Source organism: Pseudomonas simiae, assembly GCF_000934565.1.
In the GTDB taxonomy this organism is placed as follows: Bacteria; Pseudomonadota; Gammaproteobacteria; order Pseudomonadales; family Pseudomonadaceae; genus Aquipseudomonas; species Aquipseudomonas simiae.
This window is the reverse complement of sequence record NZ_CP010896.1, coordinates 4,082,709-4,105,780: the sequence shown is the minus strand read 5'-3', so window position 1 is coordinate 4,105,780 and position 23,072 is coordinate 4,082,709. Positions and strand designations below refer to the sequence as shown.

General features: G+C 59.5%; 27 protein-coding genes and 4 tRNA genes. 18 read left to right on the top strand and 13 right to left on the bottom strand.

Annotation, left to right across the window (positions count from 1 at the left end; translation table 11 throughout):
- The first annotated feature begins 89 nt into the window (after window positions 1-89).
- From accD to PF1751_RS18550, 10 genes are all read left to right on the top strand, one after another.
- On the top strand, window positions 90-1,010 hold the full coding sequence (gene accD, locus PF1751_RS18595; protein ID WP_016976632.1) for an acetyl-CoA carboxylase, carboxyltransferase subunit beta: 921 nt from the start codon (window positions 90-92) through the stop codon (window positions 1,008-1,010).
- Entirely contained in the window at window positions 1,007-2,314 is a 1,308-nt protein-coding gene (gene folC / locus PF1751_RS18590) for a bifunctional tetrahydrofolate synthase/dihydrofolate synthase (protein ID WP_010209071.1), read from the top strand. The genes accD and folC overlap by 4 nt, the downstream gene beginning before the upstream one ends.
- The gene (locus tag PF1751_RS18585) at window positions 2,298-2,960 is read left to right on the top strand and encodes an SPOR domain-containing protein (RefSeq protein WP_010209072.1); all 663 of its coding nucleotides are present in this window, start codon (window positions 2,298-2,300) and stop codon (window positions 2,958-2,960) included. The genes folC and PF1751_RS18585 overlap by 17 nt, the downstream gene beginning before the upstream one ends.
- A 257-nt stretch (window positions 2,961-3,217) precedes the next feature.
- Entirely contained in the window at window positions 3,218-3,775 is a 558-nt protein-coding gene (locus PF1751_RS18580) for a CvpA family protein (RefSeq protein WP_003192538.1), read from the top strand.
- Between the two features lie 41 nt (window positions 3,776-3,816).
- A complete protein-coding gene (gene purF, locus PF1751_RS18575; RefSeq protein ID WP_021491193.1) occupies window positions 3,817-5,322 on the top strand; it encodes an amidophosphoribosyltransferase in 1,506 nt (501 codons plus the stop codon).
- Window positions 5,323-5,387: 65 nt separating this feature from the next.
- Window positions 5,388-6,599: an O-succinylhomoserine sulfhydrylase gene (locus tag PF1751_RS18570; protein WP_010566994.1), complete on the top strand. Its 1,212-nt coding sequence runs from the start codon at window positions 5,388-5,390 to the stop codon at window positions 6,597-6,599.
- A gap of 11 nt (window positions 6,600-6,610) precedes the next feature.
- Window positions 6,611-7,375: an SDR family oxidoreductase gene (locus PF1751_RS18565; protein WP_010209079.1), complete on the top strand. Its 765-nt coding sequence runs from the start codon at window positions 6,611-6,613 to the stop codon at window positions 7,373-7,375.
- Window positions 7,376-7,482: 107 nt separating this feature from the next.
- Window positions 7,483-7,558: transfer RNA gene (locus PF1751_RS18560), tRNA-Val, on the top strand.
- A 55-nt stretch (window positions 7,559-7,613) separates the two neighbouring features.
- A tRNA-Asp gene (locus tag PF1751_RS18555) sits at window positions 7,614-7,690 on the top strand.
- Between the two features lie 105 nt (window positions 7,691-7,795).
- Window positions 7,796-7,872 (top strand) — tRNA-Asp (locus PF1751_RS18550).
- A 197-nt stretch (window positions 7,873-8,069) separates the two neighbouring features.
- Here PF1751_RS18550 and PF1751_RS18545 read toward each other — a convergent pair.
- The gene (locus PF1751_RS18545; protein WP_044287552.1) at window positions 8,070-9,353 is read right to left on the bottom strand and encodes an NAD(P)/FAD-dependent oxidoreductase; all 1,284 of its coding nucleotides are present in this window, start codon (window positions 9,351-9,353) and stop codon (window positions 8,070-8,072) included.
- 184 nt (window positions 9,354-9,537) lie between these two features.
- On the opposite strand from PF1751_RS18545, the gene PF1751_RS18540 reads away from it, so the two are divergent.
- Window positions 9,538-9,614: transfer RNA gene (locus PF1751_RS18540), tRNA-Val, on the top strand.
- Between the two features lie 258 nt (window positions 9,615-9,872).
- Entirely contained in the window at window positions 9,873-10,334 is a 462-nt protein-coding gene (locus PF1751_RS18535) for an anti-virulence regulator CigR family protein (protein WP_010209082.1), read from the top strand.
- Here the strand turns inward: PF1751_RS18535 and PF1751_RS29145 are convergent.
- Window positions 10,331-10,492: a hypothetical protein gene (locus PF1751_RS29145; protein WP_010209083.1), complete on the bottom strand. Its 162-nt coding sequence runs from the start codon at window positions 10,490-10,492 to the stop codon at window positions 10,331-10,333. The genes PF1751_RS18535 and PF1751_RS29145 overlap by 4 nt on opposite strands.
- A 303-nt stretch (window positions 10,493-10,795) precedes the next feature.
- Between PF1751_RS29145 and PF1751_RS18525 the strand changes: the two genes are divergently transcribed.
- From PF1751_RS18525 to pcp, 3 genes are read left to right on the top strand one after another with little or no spacing between them, the layout of a single operon-like run.
- On the top strand, window positions 10,796-11,512 hold the full coding sequence (locus PF1751_RS18525; RefSeq protein ID WP_010209084.1) for a DUF969 domain-containing protein: 717 nt from the start codon (window positions 10,796-10,798) through the stop codon (window positions 11,510-11,512).
- The gene (locus tag PF1751_RS18520; RefSeq protein ID WP_010209085.1) at window positions 11,509-12,459 is read left to right on the top strand and encodes a DUF979 domain-containing protein; all 951 of its coding nucleotides are present in this window, start codon (window positions 11,509-11,511) and stop codon (window positions 12,457-12,459) included. Before PF1751_RS18525 ends, PF1751_RS18520 begins: the two co-directional genes overlap by 4 nt.
- A gap of 7 nt (window positions 12,460-12,466) precedes the next feature.
- Window positions 12,467-13,108: a pyroglutamyl-peptidase I gene (gene pcp / locus PF1751_RS18515; RefSeq protein ID WP_044287551.1), complete on the top strand. Its 642-nt coding sequence runs from the start codon at window positions 12,467-12,469 to the stop codon at window positions 13,106-13,108.
- A gap of 15 nt (window positions 13,109-13,123) precedes the next feature.
- Here the strand turns inward: pcp and PF1751_RS18510 are convergent, their stop codons facing one another.
- The 5 genes from PF1751_RS18510 to PF1751_RS18490 form a co-directional block, all read right to left on the bottom strand.
- Window positions 13,124-13,348 carry a hypothetical protein gene (locus tag PF1751_RS18510; RefSeq protein ID WP_044287550.1) on the bottom strand — a complete coding sequence of 75 codons (225 nt, stop codon included), beginning with the start codon at window positions 13,346-13,348 and terminating at the stop codon, window positions 13,124-13,126.
- A 126-nt stretch (window positions 13,349-13,474) separates the two neighbouring features.
- Window positions 13,475-14,875: a heavy metal sensor histidine kinase gene (locus PF1751_RS18505; RefSeq protein WP_044287549.1), complete on the bottom strand. Its 1,401-nt coding sequence runs from the start codon at window positions 14,873-14,875 to the stop codon at window positions 13,475-13,477.
- Window positions 14,872-15,543, bottom strand: coding sequence for a heavy metal response regulator transcription factor (locus tag PF1751_RS18500; protein WP_010209090.1), 672 nt, complete (start codon window positions 15,541-15,543; stop codon window positions 14,872-14,874). Before PF1751_RS18500 ends, PF1751_RS18505 begins: the two co-directional genes overlap by 4 nt.
- Before the next feature lie 42 nt (window positions 15,544-15,585).
- Complete coding sequence (locus tag PF1751_RS18495; protein ID WP_010209091.1) at window positions 15,586-15,831, bottom strand: DUF2790 domain-containing protein; 246 nt, start codon at window positions 15,829-15,831, stop codon at window positions 15,586-15,588.
- A gap of 111 nt (window positions 15,832-15,942) precedes the next feature.
- Window positions 15,943-16,713 (bottom strand): alpha/beta fold hydrolase, encoded by a 771-nt coding sequence (locus PF1751_RS18490; RefSeq protein WP_044287548.1) that lies wholly within the window; start codon window positions 16,711-16,713, stop codon window positions 15,943-15,945.
- Window positions 16,714-16,920: 207 nt separating this feature from the next.
- Between PF1751_RS18490 and PF1751_RS18485 the strand changes: the two genes are divergently transcribed.
- Window positions 16,921-17,598, top strand: coding sequence for an HAD family hydrolase (locus tag PF1751_RS18485; RefSeq protein ID WP_044287547.1), 678 nt, complete (start codon window positions 16,921-16,923; stop codon window positions 17,596-17,598).
- Window positions 17,599-17,617: 19 nt separating this feature from the next.
- Here PF1751_RS18485 and PF1751_RS18480 read toward each other — a convergent pair whose 3' ends face one another.
- From PF1751_RS18480 to csrA, 3 genes are all read right to left on the bottom strand, one after another.
- Window positions 17,618-17,911, bottom strand: a complete 294-nt coding sequence (locus PF1751_RS18480; RefSeq protein ID WP_010209097.1) for a hypothetical protein — start codon at window positions 17,909-17,911, stop codon at window positions 17,618-17,620.
- A 95-nt stretch (window positions 17,912-18,006) separates the two neighbouring features.
- Window positions 18,007-18,246 carry a hypothetical protein gene (locus tag PF1751_RS18475; RefSeq protein WP_029529087.1) on the bottom strand — a complete coding sequence of 80 codons (240 nt, stop codon included), beginning with the start codon at window positions 18,244-18,246 and terminating at the stop codon, window positions 18,007-18,009.
- Window positions 18,247-18,457: 211 nt separating this feature from the next.
- Window positions 18,458-18,652 (bottom strand): carbon storage regulator CsrA, encoded by a 195-nt coding sequence (csrA, locus tag PF1751_RS18470; protein ID WP_003192511.1) that lies wholly within the window; start codon window positions 18,650-18,652, stop codon window positions 18,458-18,460.
- A 262-nt stretch (window positions 18,653-18,914) separates the two neighbouring features.
- Here csrA and PF1751_RS18465 point away from each other — a divergent pair, with 262 nt between their 5' ends.
- Complete coding sequence (locus PF1751_RS18465; protein ID WP_021491190.1) at window positions 18,915-19,280, top strand: SPOR domain-containing protein; 366 nt, start codon at window positions 18,915-18,917, stop codon at window positions 19,278-19,280.
- A gap of 30 nt (window positions 19,281-19,310) precedes the next feature.
- Here PF1751_RS18465 and PF1751_RS18460 read toward each other — a convergent pair whose 3' ends face one another.
- The 3 genes from PF1751_RS18460 to PF1751_RS18450 all read right to left on the bottom strand — a co-directional run bounded on the left by PF1751_RS18460 (window position 19,311) and on the right by PF1751_RS18450 (window position 21,516).
- Complete coding sequence (locus PF1751_RS18460) at window positions 19,311-20,000, bottom strand: endonuclease (RefSeq protein WP_010209100.1); 690 nt, start codon at window positions 19,998-20,000, stop codon at window positions 19,311-19,313.
- 4 nt (window positions 20,001-20,004) lie between these two features.
- On the bottom strand, window positions 20,005-20,256 hold the full coding sequence (locus PF1751_RS18455) for a DUF1654 domain-containing protein (protein WP_010209101.1): 252 nt from the start codon (window positions 20,254-20,256) through the stop codon (window positions 20,005-20,007).
- Between the two features lie 171 nt (window positions 20,257-20,427).
- Window positions 20,428-21,516, bottom strand: a complete 1,089-nt coding sequence (locus PF1751_RS18450) for an asparaginase (RefSeq protein ID WP_010209102.1) — start codon at window positions 21,514-21,516, stop codon at window positions 20,428-20,430.
- Between the two features lie 553 nt (window positions 21,517-22,069).
- Here PF1751_RS18450 and PF1751_RS18445 point away from each other — a divergent pair.
- Window positions 22,070-23,026: a sugar ABC transporter substrate-binding protein gene (locus PF1751_RS18445; protein ID WP_010209103.1), complete on the top strand. Its 957-nt coding sequence runs from the start codon at window positions 22,070-22,072 to the stop codon at window positions 23,024-23,026.
- Window positions 23,027-23,072: the final 46 nt, after the last annotated feature.

Genomic DNA, 23,072 nt, shown 5'->3' with positions numbered 1-23,072 from the left:
CGTCCAGCTTGTGTCATCGCCACATATGAATTTAGCTCAAGGGCATACGCGGGGCTGTGTTCAAGCCACCGGTACTGGAGAAAGAAAGCATGAGCAACTGGTTAGTAGACAAACTGATCCCTTCGATCATGCGTTCCGAGGTGAAAAAAAGCTCGGTTCCTGAAGGTCTGTGGCACAAGTGCCCATCCTGCGACGCGGTGCTGTACCGCCCGGAGCTGGAAAAGACCCTGGACGTTTGCCCCAAGTGCAACCACCACATGCGTATCGGCGCTCGCGCTCGCATCGACATCTTCCTGGATGCCGAAGGTCGTAACGAGTTGGGTGCCGACCTGGAGCCGGTTGACCGTCTCAAGTTCCGCGACAGCAAGAAGTACAAGGACCGTCTGGTCGGCGCGCAGAAGCAGACTGGCGAGAAGGACGCGCTGATTTCCGTCAGCGGTAAGCTGCTGGGCATGCCGGTCGTGGTGTCGGCCTTCGAATTCTCCTTCATGGGCGGCTCCATGGGTGCCATCGTCGGTGAGCGCTTCGTTCGCGCCGCCAACTACGCCCTGGAAAACCGTTGCCCGATGATCTGCTTCGCCGCCTCCGGTGGTGCGCGCATGCAGGAAGCGTTGATCTCCCTGATGCAAATGGCCAAGACCTCTGCGGTATTGGCGCGTCTGCGCGAAGAAGGCATCCCGTTCATCTCCGTACTCACTGACCCGGTCTACGGCGGCGTTTCCGCCAGCCTGGCGATGCTGGGTGACGTGATTGTCGGCGAGCCAAAGGCATTGATCGGCTTTGCCGGCCCACGTGTGATCGAGCAGACCGTGCGTGAGAAGCTGCCGGAAGGTTTCCAGCGCAGCGAATTCCTGCTGGAGCACGGTGCTATCGACCTGATCATCCCGCGCGGTGAGCTGCGTCCACGCCTGGGTAACCTCCTGGCACAAATGATGGGCCTGCCTACCCCTGTGTACGTCGCGCCTAAAGTTGAACCGATCGTCGTGCCGCCGGTGCCTGCAAACCTATGACCCAGCGTACCCTGGGCGAATGGCTCGCTTACCTTGAGCAGTTGCATCCGTCCGCCATCGACATGGGCCTGGAGCGCTCGCAACAGGTAGCGGCCCGCCTCGGGTTGGGCCGTCCGGCACCGCGTGTGATCACGGTGACCGGTACCAACGGCAAAGGCTCTACCTGTGCCTTTGTCGCGGCGCTGCTGCAGGCCCAAGGGCTGAAAGTCGGCGTCTACAATTCCCCGCACCTGCTGCGTTACAACGAGCGGGTGCAGCTCAATGGCGTCGAAGCCACGGATGAGCAACTCTGCGAAGCCTTCGCCGCACTCGATGCCGGCCGTGGCGAGATTTCCCTGACTTACTTCGAGATGGGCACCTTGGCGGCGTTCTGGCTGTTCGAGCGTGCTCAACTGGATGTGGTGGTGCTGGAAGTCGGCCTGGGCGGGCGTCTGGACACGGTCAATGTGGTGGATGCCGACCTGGCATTGGTCACCAGCATTGGCGTGGACCATGCCGACTACCTGGGCAATACGCGCGAATCCGTTGCCTATGAAAAAGCCGGGATCTTCCGCCAGGGCAAGCCTGCGCTGTGTGGTGACCTGGATCCGCCGCACACCTTGCTCGACAAGGTGCGCGAGCTGGATTGCCCGTTTTTCCTGCGCGGTCGCGACTTCAATCTCGAGATCGGTGCGCAGCACTGGCAATGGCGTGGGCGCGATGCCCGCGGCCAGGTTGTAGAGCTGTGCGACCTGCCGCTGCTGAATCTGCCGATGGAAAACGCTGCGCTTGCGCTGCAGGCCTATCTGTTGCTGGACCTGCCGTGGAATGCCGAGCAGATTGCCGCCACCTTGTTGTCGACACGTGTGGTCGGGCGATTGGATCGTCGTGAGTTCCAATGGCAAGGCAAGCGCCTGAACCTGTTGCTGGATGTGGGCCATAACCCCCATGCGGCCGAGTACCTGGCGCAACGCCTGTCGCGTACGCCGCCGGTCGGTCGTCGTCTTGCAGTCTTTGGCTTGCTGGCCGATAAGGACCTGGACGGTGTCGTCGCGCCGTTGCTGGGCAGCGTCCAGGCTTGGGCGGTAGCGCCATTGGATACCTCGCGCAGCCGTCCGGCCGCCGAGCTGGAAGTGGCCTTGCAGAACCTTGGTGCGCCGGTAGCGTCGTATGCAAGCGTGACCGATGCCCTTGAAGCACAGTGCGCCGTTGCCACCCCCGACGATGAGATTCTGTTGTTCGGGTCATTTTATTGTGTTGCCGAGGCGCTCGAGTGGTTGGCCCGGCGCTCCACGGAGGAAGCTGCACATGGCATTACTGGATAGCGCATACAAGCAGCGAATGGTCGGAGCCCTGGTTCTGGTGGCGTTGGCGGTGATTTTCCTGCCGATGCTGTTTTCTCGCCAGGATGAAGAGCGTCAAGTGGTCGTCGAGGCGCCGGCTGCCCCACAGGCCCCGGCGGTGCCGCAAGTACAGGTTGAGCCGGTGGTGGTGCCTGAGCCCCAGGCCTTGCCGGAAGAAGAGCCGGTGCCGACCGATGCTGAAGTGGCTGCCCAGCAAGCCCCGTCGATGCCGGTTCAGCCGAGCGTACCGGTGGTCAAGCCGGCACCCGCTGCACCGGTTGCTGCCGCCAAGCCCGCTGCGCCCGCACCTGCACCCAAGCCGGTAGCGCCGCAACCTGCCGCGCCGGGCAAGCCGGACGTGGGGCAAAGCCGTATCGATCCGAATGGGTTGCCGATCAGTTGGTCGATCCAGGTGGCCAGCCTGGGTAATCGCGAAGGCGCTGATGCCTTGCAGAAAAAGCTGCGTAGCCAGGGCTATAACGCTTACATCCGTAGCGCTGACGGCAAGAACAGGGTGTTTATCGGTCCGCTGATCGAGCGTGCCGAGGCGGATCGCCTGCGGGACCTGCTGGATCGCCAGCAGAACCTGAAGGGGTTTGTCACCCGCTTCCAGCCTGAGCGCGGCTGATACCGCCAGCCTCTGGTTGGAATGCAGGCCAAGTGTGGGAGCTGGCTTGCCTGCGATGACGGTGGGCCAATCAACAGGGATGTTGAATGTGCCCGCCCCATCGTAGGCGAGCCAGCTCCCACATTTGTTTTGTGGTGGGCTTGAGATCGGATTCGCTCGCCCCAACTGACTGATTTGCAAGGCACTGACAATCACAGCTTACCGACAGCCCGACGCTCTGCTAAAATGCGCCGCCTTATCTGTCCGTAGGCTCAAACGTGCCATTTACCTGGGTTGACTGGGCGATCGTTGCAATCGTCGCCATCTCCGCTTTGATCAGTCTAAGCCGCGGCTTCGTCAAAGAAGCACTGTCGTTGCTGACCTGGATCATCGCAGGAGTCGTAGCCTGGATGTTCGGCGGTTCATTGTCGGTCTACCTGGCCGGATACATCGAGACACCTTCGGCTCGCGTCATCGCGGGCTGCGCCATCATGTTCATCGCCACGCTGCTGGTGGGAGCAATGGTCAATTATCTTATTGGCGAGTTGATACGTGTCACCGGCCTCTCCGGGACCGATCGATTTCTCGGCATGGCCTTCGGCGCCGCGCGTGGCGCGTTGCTGGTGGTCGTGGCGGTCGGGCTGTTGAGCCTGGGGCCGGTACAGCAGGATTCGTGGTGGCAGGAGTCGGTACTCGTGCCAAAATTTCTATTGGTTGCAGATTGGTCCAAGAACCTCATTCTGGGGTGGAGCAGTCAGTGGCTGGCCAGCGGAATCAGCGTACCCGCTGATCTTCCGTTCAAGGAACACCTCTTACCGGCCAAAACGCCTCAGTAAGCTGTGTTCAGTCAAGATTCATTAAGTAGGGGTTGCGTCGCATGTGTGGCATCGTCGGTATCGTCGGTAAGTCGAACGTCAATCAGGCGCTGTATGACGCGCTAACCGTCCTCCAGCACCGCGGCCAGGACGCTGCCGGTATTGTGACCAGCCACGACGGCCGGTTATTCCTGCGCAAGGACAATGGTCTGGTGCGTGACGTGTTCCACCAACGTCACATGCAGCGCCTCGTCGGGCACATGGGCATTGGCCATGTGCGTTACCCGACTGCCGGTAGCTCGACGTCGGCCGAAGCTCAACCGTTTTACGTCAACTCGCCTTACGGCATCACCTTGGCGCACAACGGTAACCTGACCAACGTTGAACAGCTGGCCAAGGAGATTTACGAATCTGACCTGCGCCACGTCAACACCAACTCCGACTCGGAAGTGCTGCTCAACGTGTTCGCCCACGAGCTGGCCCAGCGCGGCAAGCTGCAGCCGACCGAAGAAGATGTGTTCGCCGCCGTCACCGACGTGCATAACCGTTGCGTCGGTGGTTATGCGGTAGTGGCCATGGTCACCGGTTATGGCATCGTCGGCTTCCGTGACCCCCACGGCATTCGTCCGATCGTGTTCGGCCAGCGTCATACCGACGAAGGCGTCGAGTACATGATCGCGTCCGAAAGCGTGTCGCTGGACGTGCTGGGCTTCACGCTGATCCGCGACCTCGCGCCAGGCGAAGCGGTTTACATCACCGAAGACGGAAAGCTGCACACCCGTCAGTGCGCCGTGGCGCCGAAACTCACCCCGTGCATCTTCGAACACGTCTACCTGGCGCGTCCGGATTCGATCATCGACGGTGTTTCGGTGTACAAGGCGCGTTTGCGCATGGGCGAGAAGCTGGCCGAGAAGATCCTGCGCGAGCGTCCTGAACACGACATCGACGTGGTGATCCCGATCCCGGATACCAGCCGCACCGCTGCGCTGGAGTTGGCCAACCACTTGGGCGTCAAGTTCCGCGAAGGCTTCGTGAAGAACCGCTACATCGGCCGTACCTTCATCATGCCGGGCCAGGCTGCGCGCAAGAAGTCGGTGCGCCAGAAGCTCAACGCCATCGAGCTGGAGTTCCGCGGCAAGAACGTGATGCTGGTGGATGACTCCATTGTGCGCGGTACTACCTGCAAGCAGATCATCCAGATGGCCCGCGAAGCCGGTGCTAAAAACGTGTACTTCTGTTCCGCAGCGCCTGCCGTGCGTTACCCGAACGTCTACGGCATCGACATGCCGAGCGCCCATGAACTGATCGCTCACAACCGTTCGACCCAGGACGTGGCCGACCTGATCGGCGCCGATTGGCTGATCTACCAGGACCTGCCGGACCTGATCGAGGCGGTTGGCGGTGGCAAGATCAAGATCGACCAGTTCGACTGCGCCGTGTTCGACGGCAAGTACGTGACCGGTGATGTCGACGAGACCTACCTGAACAAGATCGAGCAGGCGCGCAACGACTCCTCGAAGATCAAAACCCAGGCGGTCAGCGCGATCATCGACCTGTACAACAACTGAGTGACAACCGGCCCTGAGGGGCCGGTTTTGTATCTTAAATAAAGAATTGAGTAAGGAGTCGCAGCATGAGTCAGGAATGGGATGCCGGTCGGTTGGACAGCGACCTCGATGGCGTAGCTTTCGATACCCTGGCTGTGCGCGCTGGCCAGCATCGCACCCCGGAAGGTGAGCACGGTGATCCGATGTTCTTCACCTCCAGCTACGTGTTTCGTACCGCTGCCGACGCCGCTGCGCGCTTTGCTGGCGAAGTGCCGGGCAACGTGTATTCGCGTTATACCAACCCGACTGTGCGCGCGTTCGAAGAGCGTATCGCAGCGCTGGAAGGCGCTGAGCAGGCAGTGGCCACGGCCACCGGCATGGCGGCCATCCTGGCGGTGGTGATGAGCCTGTGCAGTGCCGGCGACCACGTGCTGGTGTCGCGCAGCGTGTTCGGTTCGACCATCAGTCTGTTCGAAAAGTACTTCAAGCGTTTCGGCATCGAAGTGGACTATGTGCCTCTGGCGGACCTGTCTGGCTGGGATGCGGCGATCAAGGCCAACACCAAGTTGCTGTTCGTCGAATCGCCGTCCAACCCATTGGCCGAGCTGGTGGATATCGCCGCATTGTCCGAAGTGGCACATGCCAAGGGCGCCATGCTGGTGGTCGACAACTGCTTCTGCACTCCGGCGCTGCAACAGCCGTTGAAGCTGGGCGCGGACATCGTCGTGCATTCGGCCACCAAGTTCATCGACGGCCAGGGCCGTTGCATGGGCGGCGTGGTTGCGGGGCGCAGCGAGCAGATGAAAGAAGTCGTCGGCTTCCTGCGCACGGCTGGCCCGACCTTGAGCCCGTTCAACGCCTGGATCTTCCTGAAGGGCCTGGAAACCCTCAGCCTGCGGATGAAGGCCCACTGCGCCAACGCTCAGGCCCTGGCCGAGTGGCTAGAGCAGCAGGACGGTATCGAGAAGGTGCATTACGCCGGCCTCAAGAGCCACCCGCAACATGAGTTGGCCCAGCGCCAGCAGCGTGGTTTCGGTGCCGTCGTGAGCTTTGAAGTGAAGGGCGGCAAAGAGGGCGCCTGGCGCTTTATCGATGCGACCCGTCTGATTTCCATCACCGCTAACCTGGGTGATAGCAAGACCACTATTACCCACCCGAGCACCACCTCCCACGGGCGCCTGGCGCCGCAGGAGCGTGAAGCGGCCGGTATCCGTGACAGCCTGATCCGCATTGCAGTGGGCCTGGAAGACGTCGCTGACCTGCAAGCTGACCTGGCTCGTGGGCTGGCGGCCTTGTGATCGAGTGGTCCATGGACGCCGCGGCAGCCAGCAATGGGCGCGTCGCGCTGGTGACGGGTGCGGCGCGGGGCATTGGCCTCGGCATTGCCGCGTGGCTGATCAGCGAAGGCTGGCAGGTGGTGTTGACCGACCTGGACCGCGAGCGCGGCTCCAAGGTGTCCAAGGTGCTGGGCGAAAACGCCTGGTTCATCAGCATGGACGTGGCCGACGAAAAACAGGTGGCCCAGGGGGTCGCCGAGGTATTGGGGCAGTTTGGGCGCCTGGATGCGCTGGTCTGCAATGCCGCGGTGGCTGACCCTCGCAACATCACCTTGGAAAGCCTCGACCTGGCTTACTGGAATCGGGTGCTCGCCGTGAACCTCAGTGGGCCCATGTTGCTGGCCAAGCATTGCGCGCCTTACCTGCGTGCCCATGGTGGTGCCATCGTCAACTTGGCATCGACCCGGGCTGGCCAGTCTGAGCCGGACACTGAGGCCTATGCGGCGAGCAAAGGTGGCCTGCTGGCGCTCACGCATGCCTTGGCGATGAGTCTGGGGCCGGAAGTGCGGGTCAATGCGGTCAGTCCCGGCTGGATCGATGCGCGCGACCCTGCTGCGCGCCGCGCTGCGCCGTTGAGTGATGCCGATCACGCTCAGCATCCGGCGGGCAGGGTGGGGACTGTAGAAGACGTGGCGGCGATGGTGGCGTGGCTGCTGTCGCGCCAGGCGGGGTTTGTCACCGGGCAAGAGTTTGTCGTGGACGGTGGCATGAGCAAGAAGATGATTTACAGCGAGTAGGGTGGGTAGCCGTCTTGAAGCAATTTTGTCTTTTTCAGAAAAACTTCAAGCAGGCTATTGACTTAGGTCCGTTACCTGCGTAAATTTCGCGGCCTCAACGAAGCAAAGGGTGATTAGCTCAGCTGGGAGAGCATCTGCCTTACAAGCAGAGGGTCGGCGGTTCGATCCCGTCATCACCCACCACTTCTTGAGAGTTTTGCCTCAGGGCAAGACGCAACGTTAAAGGTTGCACCGACGCGCAGCGGTAGTTCAGTCGGTTAGAATACCGGCCTGTCACGCCGGGGGTCGCGGGTTCGAGTCCCGTCCGCTGCGCCATATTTTCCAGGTCTGATTCGTCAGGCTTGAGATTGAACAGTCAAGGCTGAACGATCAGATGTTTAAAGACGGTTGAGGCTTTACGCGCAGCCGGTCAAGCGATACGCAGCGGTAGTTCAGTCGGTTAGAATACCGGCCTGTCACGCCGGGGGTCGCGGGTTCGAGTCCCGTCCGCTGCGCCATATCTGCCTCAAGGCCCACTGAACGCCTTGAAGCACAAAGCAAGCCTCTGGCTACTTTGATCCGATAGCAAAGACCCTGGTCGAAAGACCGGGGTTTTTTGTGCCTGCGATTTGATAATGCGACCCGTGGGATCCTGATTGCGGGCGATGGCGTCAGTTAAATCGCCATCGACCGCAAACGGGCTACCGGTTCCGAGTCAGAATCCCAATTTGTCGCGCAGCCCGTAATACCAGGCACCCATTGCCGCAAAGGGCGTGCGCAGCAGTTGCCCGCCCGGGAACGGGTAGTGCGGCAGGTCGGCAAACGCATCAAAGCGCTCTGCCTGGCCTCTGAGCGCTTCGGCCAGTACCTTGCCCGCCAGGTGTGTGTACGTTACGCCATGACCACTGCAGCCCTGTGAGTAGTAGATGTTGTCGCCCAGGCGTCCCACTTGCGGCAAGCGCGACAGGGTCAGCAGGAAATTGCCGGTCCAGGCGTAGTCGATCTTCACATCCTTGAGTTGCGGAAACGCCTTGAGCATCTTCGGACGGATGATCGCCTCGATATTGGCCGGGTCGCGCGCGCCGTACACCACGCCACCGCCGAAGATCAGGCGCTTGTCGCTGGTGAGTCGGTAGTAGTCGAGCAAATAGTTGCAGTCTTCGACGCAGTAATCCTGCGGCAGCAGGGTTTTTGCCAGTTCGTCACCCAGAGGAGCGGTAGTGATCACTTGCGTGCCGCAGGGCATCGACTTGGCCGCCAGCTCCGGCACCAGGTTGCCCAGGTAGGCATTGCCCGCGACGATGATGAACTTGGCCCTGACCTTGCCCTGCGCGGTGTGCACCACTGGATTTGCGCCGCGCTCGATCCGCACTGCCGCCGATTGTTCGTAGATCGTGCCACCCAGGGATTCCACGGCCGCGGCTTCGCCGAGTGCCAGGTTGAGCGGGTGGATATGCCCGCCGCTCATGTCCAGCAAGCCACCTACATAGTTGTCACAGGCCACCACTTCGCGGATACGGCGTTCGTCCAGCAGCTCCAGTTGAGTGTGGCCGTAACGCTCCCACAGACGCTTCTGCGACTCCAGGTGGCCCATGTGCTTGCTGTTGAGCGCGGCGAATACGCCGCCGTCCTTCAGGTCGCACTGGATCTGATAGTTGGCTACTCGCTCGCGGATGATCTTGCCGCCTTCAAACGCCATTTGGCCCAACAGTTGCGCTTGCTTGGGCCCGACGCTGCGCTCGATCACATCGATATCACGGCTGTAGCTGTTGACGATCTGCCCACCGTTGCGGCCCGAGGCGCCAAACCCCACCTTGGCGGCTTCCAGCACGGTGACGCGAAAACCGTTCTCCAGCAGAAACAGGGCACTGGAGAGGCCGGTATAGCCGGCACCGATCACACACACATCGGTTTCGACTTCGCCTTGAAGTACCGGGCGAGGCGGAACGGCATTCGCGGAAGCGGCGTAATACGACTGGGGGTAGGGGGTGTTCGCCATCCTGGAACCTCTGTTTTATATTTTTTACGAGTGCGTCGATCCTACCTGAGTTGAAAATTGCCTGCCAGCCACCCGAAATTCACGGGTGTGCTCCCCGCAAATAAAAAATTCGCATATTCATAGGGTTAGCTGCAAAAAAGATGTTGACACCCCTCCGGAATTCCGTAGAATGCCGCCTCACAGCAGGCACGTAGCTCAGTTGGTTAGAGCACCACCTTGACATGGTGGGGGTCGTTGGTTCGAGTCCAATCGCGCCTACCAAACAAAATCCGCTCTGCTGGGCGGTCTAGAAGGGCTCACCGAAAGGTGGGCCCTTTTTTGTTGTCCTGGATTTCTTCAGAACGTTTGCAAGACACCCCTCTCAGAACGCCAAAGTAAAGAACACGACGTGCAGGATGATCTGCAGTCAGGCGCTGCCCTCCGGTTGCCGGACGCAGCGAATAGGGTCGGAAATGCGGAACTAAAATCGGCAATCCCGTCTACATTTCAAGGGGGAGTTCCCTTTCGGAGAAGACGATCATGTTTAAAGCTCGCTCGCTTGTATCCGCGGTTACCTGTCTTGTATTGGCCGTGGGTTCGGTGACGGCCCTGGCCGATCCTGGCAACGGTAAAGGCCAAGGCAATGGGAAAGGCAATTCACAAGGCGGCCAAGGCCATGGCAACCAGGGCAACAAGGGGAAAGGTTCCAGCGCAAGTGATTGGGATCACGGGCCCAGCATTGACCGGGGCGGTGTGCTGGGCGTGATCGGTGGCTATCGTGACTATTGGCGCCCAGGCCCTTCACTGCCACCCGGAATACAGAAGAATCTCGCTAGAGGAAAGCCGCTTCCACCTGGCATCGCCAAAAAGCTGGATGGCCGGTTGCTGGGCAGGTTGCCCCATTACGACGGCTACGAGTGGCAACAAGCGGGCACTGATTTGATACTGGTAGCCATCGCCTCAGGCATCATTTACGAGGTGCTCAACGGAGCGTTCGATTAAGTCGATAAGGGTTCGATTCTCTCCTCGCCAGGGTCTTTCTGGGTGGCGAGCAGGCTTTTATTACGGAATTCCCGCGCCACGTTGTCGGGTGTCTCACCTTCGTGGCGCGGGGGCTTGAGCCAGCTGGACAGCGGTTTGAAGATTGCCACGGCAAGCATGCGGGCAGTGATGCCGACGCACCCCGAAGGACGAGGCCCCTTTTGGTGGGGCGGCAGCCCCAGCCGCGACCCTCGAGAACAATCCATAGCGCTTCAATCACCGACAAAATTTATTGGTTCGCAGCAACAATTTTTCTTGTTGGACACCTCCCGCCCCCAGGCAGCAAAGTTGCCGCCACTGACGCTCGACCTTTCGGGTCAACAATAAAAAACCGAGCCGACTGCACGCCCATTCTTGCTGTGAGCCCGTTGTTCACATCCTGCTGTAATGGCGCCGCAGCGCGCATTTAAGGACCTCACGCCATGCAAACTGTTGTGAACTTATGGCCGTTGATCGGCGTACTTGTGATCGTGGTTGGCTTTGTCTTGCGCTTCAACCCGCTGTTGGTGGTCACCGCCGCCGCTATCGCTACCGGGCTTGCTGCCCATTTCCCTCTGGAAAAAATCCTCGCGACCATGGGCGATGGCTTCCTTCAGACCCGTGCCCTGCAATTGATCCTCCTGTTGCCCCTGGCGGTCATCGGCCTGCTGGAGCGTCATGGGCTGCGCCTGCATGCGCAGAACTGGATTGCGCGGTTCGAGCGCGCCACGGTGGGGCGTTTGTTGATCATCTATCTGTTTGTGCGCGAGTCCACGGCCGCCATGGGCTTGACCAGCCTGGGTGGACACCCGCAGATGGTGCGGCCACTGTTGGCTCCGATGGCCGAGGGCGCGGCGGAAAAACGCTACGGCAAGCTGCCGGACAAGTTGCGTCACAAGGTGTTGGCCATGTGCGCCGCGACGGATAACGTCGGCCTGTTCTTTGGTGAAGACATCTTTGTCGCCTTTGGCGCGATTGCCTTGATGCACACCTTCCTGCTTGGCTCGGGGATTGATGTGGAGCCACTGCACATTGCGGTATGGGGGATTCCGACGGCAATCTGCGCTTTCATCATCCACGCAATCCGCCTGCATCGGTTCGACCGAAGACTCACCCGTGAGATGACGCCTGCCGCCGCCTCGGTGGAGGCTGTGCAATGATTATTTCCATTCAATACCTGTACTGGCTGGCTGGCGTTCTGCTACTGATCACGGCGGGCATGATTGTGATGGACCGAACCCATCCAAAGCGCTGGTCCACTGCGCTGTTCTGGCTGTTGTTCGCCATTCCGTTCCTGATCGGTGAGCGTCTGCCGTCGGTGGCTATCGGCGCAGGCATCGTGGTAATGGCACTGATCGCCGGCATGGGCGGCGTCGGTCGTGGCAAACATGTCGAACTGCATGACAAGGCATCCCGTGCCAGTGCCGGTCGCCTGGGTCATAAGCTGTTTATCCCGGCGTTGGCCATTCCCCTGACCACCGTCATCGGTTCGGTGTTGCTCAAGCACACAGAGATCGGCGGTGTCCCGCTGCTGGACCCGAAAAACACCACCTTTGTGTCACTCGGCATCGGCTGCCTGATCGCTCTCGGCCTGGCCTGCTGGCTGACCCGTGATACGCCGGTGCAAGCCTTGCGTGAATCCCGTCGCCTGACTGAAGCACTTGGCTGGGCCATGGTGCTTCCGCAAATGCTGGCAATGTTGGGCTTACTATTTAACGAAGCTGGAGTCGGTACGGCAGTCGCGCACGTCACCACCACCTATATCAACCTGGATTTCAAGTTGGTGGCGGTGATGGTCTATGTACTGGGCATGGCGTTGTTTACGGTGATCATGGGGAATGGCTTTGCGGCTTTCCCGGTGATGACGGGCGGCGTCGGCGTGCCGGTGCTGGTCGGTATCTACGGCGGTAACCCGGCGGTGATGGCGGCGATCGGCATGTTTTCCGGCTATTGCGGTACCCTCATGACGCCGATGGCCGCCAACTTCAATATCGTGCCGGCGGCATTGCTCGAGCTGCCGGACAAGAACGCGGTGATCAAGGCGCAGTTGCCGACTGCGTTGATGATGCTGGTGGTCAATATTGTACTGCTCTACCTGTTGATGTGAGGCCAGGATGCGAATTGTACTGCTGACGGGTTTCGAACCCTTTGATCAAGACCCGGTGAACCCTTCCTGGGAAGCTGTGCGCCAACTGGATGGCGTGCAGTTGGGAAGCGACGTGAAGATTGTTGCACGCCGGCTGCCTTGTGCATTTGCCACGGCGGGTGAATGCCTGACCCGGCTGATCGACGAGTTGCACCCGGCGATGGTGATCGCCACCGGATTGGGGCCGGGGCGTAGCGATATCTCAGTCGAACGGGTGGCGATCAACATCAATGATGCACGCATCCCCGATAATCTGGGTGAGCAGCCTATCGATACGGCAGTCGTGGCTGACGGCCCGGCGGCTTTTTTTACGACGCTGCCGATCAAGGCGATGGTCAAGGCCGTGCGTGAAGCGGGAATCGCGGCCTCGGTATCGCAGACGGCAGGGACGTTCGTGTGTAATCAGGTTTTTTATCTGCTGCAGCATGCGCTCGCAGGGTCTGGGGTACGCAGTGGGTTTATCCACGTGCCGTTTCTGCCGGAGCAGGTGGCGGGTTCGCAGCGGCCCTCGATGGCACTGGATACAATGGTTGCGGGATTGCAGGCGGCTGTACTGACAGCTTGGCATACACCGGTGGATGTCAAAGAAGCGGGCGGGCAGGTCAGCTGACCGGCCCGACGCGTCTCACATTGCAAACAGTCGGGTGAGCCCGAAGGTGATCGCGCAGGCTAGGCCTGTCATTGCGCATGCGGTGGCCACGTACCACTTGATAAGGTTCGTTTCAGTGGTTGCCAGGTCTGCCTTGGACGCGAAGTGCTTATCCATGGCGTCTGCCTTGTTCGAAACGCTGATCAGCTTTTCATTCATTTCAGCCAGCCCCTTTTCCAGTAAACCTAATCGTATTTCCATTCCTGAATCTCCATTTTTTGGCGGTTGCCGGCTCTGCCTTGAGCCCCTTGGGAAGAAAGATTAGTGCGGCTTCAGTCAAACAGTAAGCGACAAACTTTTGCAAAATAACACCGGGCGTTTTGACGCTCAGTCTTCCCGTTTCGGAAAGAACAACTCAAAACACGTCACCCCTGCCTCGCTGCTCACGTCGTAACGTCCATTGTGCAGCTGCATGATGGTCGCCACGATCGACAAGCCCAGCCCATTGGACTGCGCCGAACGTTCTCGTGACTCATCCACCCGGTAAAACCGTTCGAACAGTCGCGGTAAGTGCTCGGCGGCGATGGTTTCGCCTCGATTGCTGACCCTCAGGTGAATGCCCTCGGCACTTGGAACCGCCCGGATCTGCAGCACAGTGCCCGGCGCACCATATTTGATGGCGTTGGCGCACAAGTTCGCCAAGGCCCTGCGCAGCAGCATCGGCTCCGCCCAGATTACCCCGTCGCCTTCAGCAAGAATGCTGATATCCACATCCCCCGCCAGGCCTTCAAAGTACTCGGCGATGCGTTCCACTTCGTCCGCGGCATTCAGTTCCTGGCGTTGACGCAGGGCACTGGCGGGGTCAGTGCGGGCCAGGAACAGCATGTTGTCGAGCATCCGTGCCAGGCGTTCAAGTTCTTCGACGTTGGACGCCAACAGTTGCTGATAGCTCTCGATGCTGCGGTTTTGTTGCAGGGCGACCTGGGTTTCTCCCAGCAGGTTGTTGATCGGCGTGCGCAGTTCGTGGGCCATGTCGGTGGACACCTGGCCCAGCTGTACAAAGCCCTTGGCCAGCCGCTCCAGCATGGTGTTGAACGAATCAATCATCGGCAGCAGTTCTTTTGGCGCGCCGTGACTGTCGAGGCGTTCGGCGAGGTTGCCGACGCCGATGCCCTGGGCGTGTCGGGCCAGGCGGCGCAGCGGCAAAAGCCCACGATGAACCAGCAGGTAACCGACCACGGCCAGGATGATTGCGGCAATGCTCGCCAGGACATAAACGCTCAAACGGTAGCTGGCGAGCACGGCGGTGCGCTCGGTCATCAGGCGCCCCGTGGTGACCTGCAGGCTGCCCAGGTCGCCGGAGTCGATGGACGCGGCGACGGTCGCGAAGGGCACGCCATTGATGCCGGGAAAGTGGTGCACATCGGCAAACGTCAGCTTGTGGTTCTTCGGGACGGGGGGCACGGAGGGCAGGTTGATATTGCCGGGGTTGACCGTCAGCAACGGTTGTTGCCCTGGCGCGGCGATGCTCAGCACTGATTCACGGTTGCCCAGCATGTTCTGGAACAGTTCCGGCTTGGTCTTGATCAGGTCCAGGGTGTTGCTGTCATTGAGCAGGTTGCGCAGTTGGTCGATGCGATAGATCAAGGCGGCATCGTCACGCATGATCAGCTCGCGCTCCAGCTCGCGGTACAACGCCACACCCAGGGTTGCCAGCAAGGCGAAGGCGAGCAGGGCAAAGATCAGCGCCAGGCGCAGGGTCAGGGAGTAATGGCGACGTGTGTTCATGGCTGGGTATCGAAACGGTAGCCGATGCCGCGCACGCTGTGGATCAGCTTGAGTTGGAACGGGTCGTCGATTTTCAAGCGTAGGCGCCGCACGGCGACGTCCACCACGTTGGTGTCGCTGTCGAAGTTCATGTCCCACACCCGCGAGGCGATCAGCGAGCGGGACAGTACCTGGTCCTGGTGGGTTGCGAACAGATGCAGCAGGGCGAACTCTTTATTGGTCAGGGTAATGCGCGTGCCGGCGCGGGTAACGCGGCGCTTCAGCACGTCGATTTGCAGGTCGGCGATCTGCAGCTGTTCCTCGTCCCGGCTCGGGCCGCGACGGGTCAGGGTACGCAAGCGTGCTACCAGTTCGGCGAAGGAGAACGGCTTGATCAGGTAATCGTCGGCGCCCAGTTCGAGTCCCTTGATACGATCGGCAATGTCATCGCGTGCAGTCAGAAAAAGTACTGGCGTGTCAGCTTCCTTGCGTAGGCGGCGCAGCACTTCCCAGCCGTCCATTTTTGGCATCATCACATCCAGCACGATCACGTCGAACGGGGTTTCCAGGGCCTGGTGCAGACCGTCCACGCCGTCGCGGGCGAGACTCACGGAATAGCCCAGTTCCTGCAGGCCATTGAGCAGGTAATTGCCGGCCTTGGGTTCGTCTTCGACTACGAGAATGTTCATGGGAAATGCCCTGTCTCAATGCGTGGCGCAAGTGTAGCCCGATCAATTGTCACTGGCGCAACCGATGCCCTGCACCTGGTAGTCCAGCACGTGTTCGCGGCCTTGGCTGTCGAGGTAGTTGAGGCGTGCGGGGACGATGCCGCATTGGCCGTAGGTGTCGGTGCTCGACAGGACTTTTGCCACGTCCAGGTGGACGAAAAAGCCGGTTTTATCGTGGATCACGGGCTCGGCGGCAAACACGGAACCGGTAGCGAGCAACGCGGCAACGCCGAAGATAAACAGTTTCATGGCGGTATCTCTCTTAATGGGTTGGCTGCCAGGTCATGGCAGTGAGTTCACAGTAACCAGGGGGGCCGAACAGCCAACCAACAGGATGATGACAAGTGTGTAATGCAAGGCTTAAGGCTGGCGGCCCGAGGCTTCGAGGATCAGGTCGGTGATTTCCTTGGCGTGGGATACCAGCGACAAGTGGCTTGATGGCAACTCGATGGTGGTGGCGTTCATGCGTTTGGCAAGGAAGCGCTCCAGGTCCGGGTTGATAGTCTGGTCGTTTGCCGACACCGCGTACCAAGACGGCTTGGTGTGCCAGGCGGCATTGACGGTGCGGCCGCTGAAAAGCGTCTTGGTGATGGGTTGCTGCACGGCATACAGCTGCATGGCTTTGGCGCGCGGCACGTCGGCGGCGAAATACTTGAGGAAGGCGTCCTGGTTCAGGGTGAGGTAGCCGCCGTGATCTTCGACGCCGGCGCGCACAGGCATGGTCGGGTACTTGGCCGAGAGTGCAACGAAGTCTTCGTTGGCATCTGGAGCCCGGGCGGCCACGTAGACCAGGGCGCTGACGTTCGGGTTGACCCCGGCGTCGCTGACCACGGTGCCTGCGTAGGAATGGCCGACCAACACGGTAGCGCCGTCTTGCTGATCCAGCACACGGTTGGTGGCGGCGACATCGTCGGCCACCGAGGTCAGTGGGTTCTGCACGGCAGTGACGTGCAGCCCAGCGGCCTGGAGGCGGGTAATCACCTCGGACCAACTCGAGCCGTCAGCCCAGGAACCGTGCACCAGTACTACATTATTGGCTTTGACCGGCGCGACAGTGCCGGCCATGGCGGTGCCAGTGCCCAGCATCAGCAGCGTGGCGGCGATCAGGCAGAGTTTGCTTGCAGGTTTCATGGTGAAGACCCTTTTCATCAGTAGGAAGTGACGTCATCCGGTGTGGGTGACTGACGACTCCACTGTATGAAGTGAGGGTGGTGACAAGACTTACCGTTTGATTACAAAGCTGTAATGCAATCGGCTCGGTAGCGTTTACAAGCGACGAGGTGATCCGTAGATTGCGTTGGGCCCATCATTTGTCTCCGTCCATGAGGAAGCCGCGCAGTGTCCATCCGAGGTTCAGCCGTATACAACCGCCGTTACCGTGCCTTTCTGTTCGATATGGATGGGACGTTGCTCAACTCCATTGCTGCCGCCGAGCGAGTGTGGAGCATCTGGGCTGAACGCCATGGTCTGGATGTGCCGGCGTTTTTGAAGACCATTCACGGTGCCCGCGCGATCGACACCATCACCCGCCAGGCATTGCCCGGCGTCGATCCCGAGGCTGAGGCGCGGTGGATCACCGAGGCAGAGCTCAATGATGTCGAGGGCGTTGTCGCGATTCCCGGTGCTGTCACGTTTCTGAACAGCCTACCGGGCGATCAATGGGCACTGGTTACTTCAGCACCCAGGGAGCTGGCCTTGCGTCGCCTGCAAGCGGCGGGCATTGCGCCACCGGCGGTACTGGTGACGGCCGAAGATGTTGCCATCGGCAAGCCGAACCCCGCCTGCTACGTGCTGGGCGCGCAACGCCTGGGCGTGCCGGTGCAAGAGTGCCTGGTGTTTGAAGATGCGACGGTAGGCATCCGTGCGGGAGAGGCCGCAGAGGCGGATGTGATGGTCGTGACCTCGACACATCACACGCCAATGGTTACCGAGCATCCATCGATTGACGGGTACGAGCAGCTAAACGTACGGCGTGACGCACAAGGATTGTTGTACGTGCAGAACGCGGCGGGCTGACGCGAAAAGGCCGAGCCCGTTAACGGTCTCGGCCGTGTTCTGCGCTGGATGGATCGGGCGGCTGCATCCGGTCATTCCTCATGCTCTTGCGTGACTGCACCATCTCCCTGAGTATTTCATTGGCCAGCCCTGCGATCGCTTCGGCTCCGCGGTAATGCGCGCGCACGATCCCGGTAATTGCAAAATGGTCGGTTTCCGGCCCGCTGAGCACGACCGAAAGGGTTCCATCCGCATGTAACGTACAGGTCACCTGATAGCTGGGCAGCCGTGCTGCCAGTGCGGATTCGATCTGGGATTTGCTCAGGGTATCCATCTTGCGTCAGTGCCTTTTCCTGATCATGCACGCCCAAGCATAGGTCGTGTTGTGGTGCTGTAAATACCGGCGATCTGATAGCGAATGGTGCCGCTTCAACGGGCCGCTTGCCGGCACAACTTACGCTGCACGGCTTTCTGGATGGGTTGGAGGCAGAACAGCAGCAGGTAGCCGCCGAGCAGCAGTGTCAGGTTCAGCCAGGAGTGGGGGGTGTTGGAGTCAGTGCCTTCGATTGCATGCCTCACGCCATACGCCAGCCCCACAACGATCAACCCGATCAATAGGGCAATTATCCAAGAAATGTAGGAAAAAGGCGGTGCGGTCGTAGGCCTCATCGACGTGCTCCTGAATGCACATGGATGGCTGAGTGTCAGTCAGGGGATTCGGCCGCGAATGAAACAACAAGTTCCAGGCGTGAAGACAGTTTCATCTTTCCACGAAGATGAACACGTTGGCGACGTCTATCACGCAACAAAGATCAGAGCAGTCCGAAGAAGTTTTCGCCAGCCATTACAGTGAACGAAAAGGCTGGCTACTGAAGGCGCTTCAAGGCGTCTGGTTTTTGTCCGGTGCAGTCAGGCCAGCCTGGATGCGCTGGTAGATCTCCTCGCGATGCACGGCAACATCTTTGGGGGCGTTGATGCCGATTCGTACTTGCTGGCCGCTTACGCCCAGGATGGTGATCGTTATGTCATCACCGATGTTTATGCTTTCACCGACTTTGCGGGTGAGTATAAGCATGGACTTCTCCTTGATTACTTTTAAGGACACATGTTTCAGACAGGGCAGGTGTCGGATGTGTGTAGCTTACTGCTAAGCGCTTCCCTGTGACTGCCTCTTTTAGGACGCATAGAGGCGACATTAATTCCCATGGCGGCATCATACAGGTCTGCGATACATGATTCGCATTGTTTAAGCCAACGTTTATGACGGCCAGAATAGACAGTGAATGATAAAGTCGCCTCTTTATCTTTTAAGGAGCAGGGCAGTGCGTAAAGTAGCGATGGCAATTGCGGTGTTGGCATTGGCCGGTTGCGGTGAAGGCAAAAGCGTCGATGCGCCCAAGCCCAAGCCTGCCGTGACCGAAAGCCAGCCCCAGACCGGTGCGATTGCCGCCCAGGAATGGGACGTTCGGGTAGGCCCGCCGGACCACAAGTTGCAGGCGATCACCGACCTCACGGCCTGGCTGCTGGAGCATGGTTTCAATTTTTACATCGTGAAAGTGGATGGCAAGGACGAAGTCCTGCTGGGGCCTTTCGCAACCAAGGCTGAAGCCGAGGCGAAACAGACCCTGCTCAACGAGAAAATGGCCCGCGCCAAAAAAACCGACACTGTGTCAGAAATCATTGAGCACAGTGCCGCCCAATAAGGGCCACGTGGGCGGGCGCCCCGCCCACGTTCAACCGCAGGCTTTGAGGTTTACCGGGCCGACAAATTCATTGCCACGCCCCATCACGCACGCCACGGTCTGGTTGCGTTGACGCTCCCAGGCCTGCACCGGGTAAGTCTTGTTCCAGGCTTCATATAGCTGGCGATCCTGTTTTGACAGGCGCAAGCCGTACTGCTTGCTCATGTAGAAATACGTGCGGGCGATCATCCCCCGAATGGAAGGGCGCGGCATGACCTTCTTGGCCTTGAAGTCCACCTGGGTCAGACAAGAGCCGTATTGCCCGTTTTGCACCGGCAGCCAACCAAAGCTGAAGTTGTTACGGTCCCCATTGACCTCGCCGATGCTCGGCACCAGGTTGTGCAGGTCGGCTTCGGCGCGCTTGAACACGTCGTCGTGACGCGTGCAGTTCTTGCGCCCGCCATCCTGCCAGCACTGACGCTGATGCCCGATCTGCCACGCTGGAACGATGTGCTCCCATTCGATGCGTGCGGCGCGGTTGGCGTTTTTGCGTGGGATGTAGCCACAGCCCTTCAAATCCACACGGTTGCCGGTGTATTTGCAACCGCAATAGAACTCGGTGGATTGTGGGGCGTAGAGCTTCCAGGCGACTTTCTTGGCTTCACTGAAGGTTCGGGGCGCCTGGGCGTGGGCGGTGAAGGTGAGAAACAGGCAACACACAGCGATAAAACGGACACTCATTGAATCAATCTTCCTTCGGTACAACCCAGAAAATCTGTACACCGCCGTCGTCCCGATAGGCGAGGGTGACGTTGTCGTTTTCAGCGATTTCCTCCAGCAAGCGCGCCCACTCATCCTCAGGCTCTTCCGGCAAACGGAAGATCAAGGCCGCCTTGGCTTTCTGCGCGTTGGTCGAATTGATGATCTTTTGCACACGAACAGCCAGGCGTTCGTAGGCATCGGGCGGGGTTGGCGCTGCGGAAGAGGACTTTGCCACGGAGTATTCCTTAATATGCTGTACGCACATACAGTATTTAACTGTAGGCGTTTTCGCAACTGCTTAAACTTCAAGAAGTCCGTCTGACAGCAAATCAGGCAATTTCGTGTAGGGCGGGGGCGGGGATTTGTAGGAGCGAGCAGGCTCGCTCCTACAGGACGCGGCTAGGAATCAGTATTCCCAGAACATCCGTTGCAGCTCTTTGCTGTCCTGGGTCTTGGTCAGGGCGACCATTGCCAGGATGCGGGCTTTCTGTGGGTTGAGGTCGAGGGCCGCGACCCAATCGTATTTGTCGTCAGGCTGTTCGGCGTTACGCAACACCATGCCGCCGGCATTCACGTGGGAAGAACGAATGATCTGCACACCTTGTTTGCGCAGTTCTACCAGTGCGGGCACGACTTTGGAGGACACAGAGCCATTGCCGGTGCCAGCGTGGATGATCGCTTTGGCGCCGGCTTGAGCCAGTGCCTTGTAGGCGGTATCGCTCACATTGCCATAGCCATAGGCAATCTCGACATCGGGCAGGCTCTTGATGTTCTTGATGTCGAATTCCGAATCCATGGTGTGGCGCTTGGCAGGCAAGCGGAACCAGTAGGACTTGCCTTCAACCACCATGCCCAGTGGGCCCCATGGGCTCTTGAACGCTTCGGTCTTGATATTGATCATCTTGCTGACGTCGCGACCCGACTGGATCTCGTCGTTCATGGTGACCAGCACGCCCTTGCCGCGTGCATCTTTGCTGCCGGCCACGGCCACGGCGTTGTACAGATTGAGCATGCCGTCTGCCGACATGGCGGTGCCTGGGCGCATGGAGCCGACCACCACGATTGGCTTGTCGGTTTTTTCCACCAGGTTCAGGAAGTAGGCGGTTTCTTCCAGGGTGTCGGTACCGTGGGTGATCACGATGCCGTCCACGTCCTTGCTGTCGGCCAATTCGGCGACGCGGCGACCCAGCTGCAGCAGGTTTTCGTTGTTGATGCTTTCGGACGCAATTTGCATCACTTGCTCGCCGCGCACGTTGGCGATCTGGCTAAGCTCAGGAACACCGGCGATCAATTGCTCGATGCCGACCTTGGCCGCCTGGTAGGTGGCACTGTTGGCCGCGCTGGCGCCGGCGCCGGCAATGGTGCCGCCGGTGGCGAGGATCACCACGTTGGACAGTTTGGTCTTGGATTCAACTTCCTTTGCCTGGGCGGCAACGGGGAACAGCAGCAGGAGGGCTAACGCGCCCGGAACAAAGTTTTTCAGTGCAGATTTCATTATTTTTCTCTCTGGTTTTTGATGAGTGCTGTAGCAGGTTCATCTAGAACACCCGGGCGATACTGAATGCCACGAGGTAACGGGGTAGAGCAGGATTTGTACCAGGCCGAGCGTGAATCCATTTACAAATTAAATCATTGATTTATAACAACTTATATTGAAATTTAATGGCGATTGACCCGGTGGGCGTCCGGCTTTCCGAACATCAGACGACATTGCGTTCGGTTGTCCGAAAGAGCTGGCGCTCGCTGCGTGGAGGTTTGCAGGCGTGACGCAGCACAGTCTGTCGTTTTAGAGAACGATCAAGCGCGCGCTATGTTTACAGACGTGGTTGTCTATCGCGAGGGAAGGGTGAGATGAAAGGCTATTTTCAACCGTTGACAAATCTCGACAAGGTTCTCATAGTTTGAACAACGCAAACGTTTGCGAGATGTTTCACGGAACACTCCTGGAGTATCGTGACAGCTCGTTTCAGCCACCCGGGTGGGAAGGCTGCCGAAGTGCCCTTCGGTGCAAGCGTTGCTCACAATAATCATAAGATCGGAGTGAACCCATGAAGCTGCCATTCGCTGGACGTCTTCTTGCTGTCGCTGTGCTTGCCGCCGCATCCGCTGCCCTGCCTCTCTCCTCTGCATTCGCTGATGACGCCGCCAAACCCAAGGTCGGCCTGGTCATGAAATCCCTCGCCAATGAATTCTTTGTCACCATGCAAGACGGAGCCAAGACGTACCAGAAAGAACACGCCGCCGATTTCGACATGATCACCAACGGGATCAAGAACGAAACCGACACCAGCGCGCAGATCGATATCGTCAACCAGATGATCCTCGCCAAGGTCAACGCGATCGTCATCGCACCCGCTGACTCCAAGGCGCTGGTCACCGTGCTGAAGAAGGCGTCCGATGCGGGTATCAAAGTCGTCAACATCGACAACCGCCTGGACCCGGACGTGCTCAAAAGCAAGAATCTCGATATCCCGTTCGTAGGTCCGGACAACCGCAAGGGCTCAAAGCTGGTGGGCGATTACCTGGCCAAGCAACTGGCTTCGGGTGACAAGGTTGGCATCATCGAAGGTGTGCCGACGACCACCAACGCCCAGCAGCGCACCGCAGGCTACAAGGATGCGATGGACGCTGCAGGCATGAAGATCGTTTCCACTCAATCCGGCAACTGGGAAATTGACCAGGGCCAGAAGGTCGCCTCCGCCATGCTGAGTGAATACCCGGACCTCAAGGCGCTGTTGGCCGGTAACGACAACATGGCGCTGGGCGCCGTCTCCGCTGTGCGAGCGGCAGGCAAGGCCGGCAAAGTACTGGTGGTCGGCTACGACAACATCGAGGCCATCAAGCCGATGCTGCAAGACGGTCGTGTGCTCGCCACCGCTGACCAGGCAGCTGCCCAGCAAGCTGTGTTCGGTATCCAGAACGCGCTCAAGCTGGTCAAGGGTGAGAAAGTCGACTCCAAAGACGGCGTGATCGAAACCCCGGTCGAACTCGTCCTCAAGAAGTAATCCTGGCAGTACCCAACAGCGCCCGCTCGTCCTGAGCGGGCGCCTG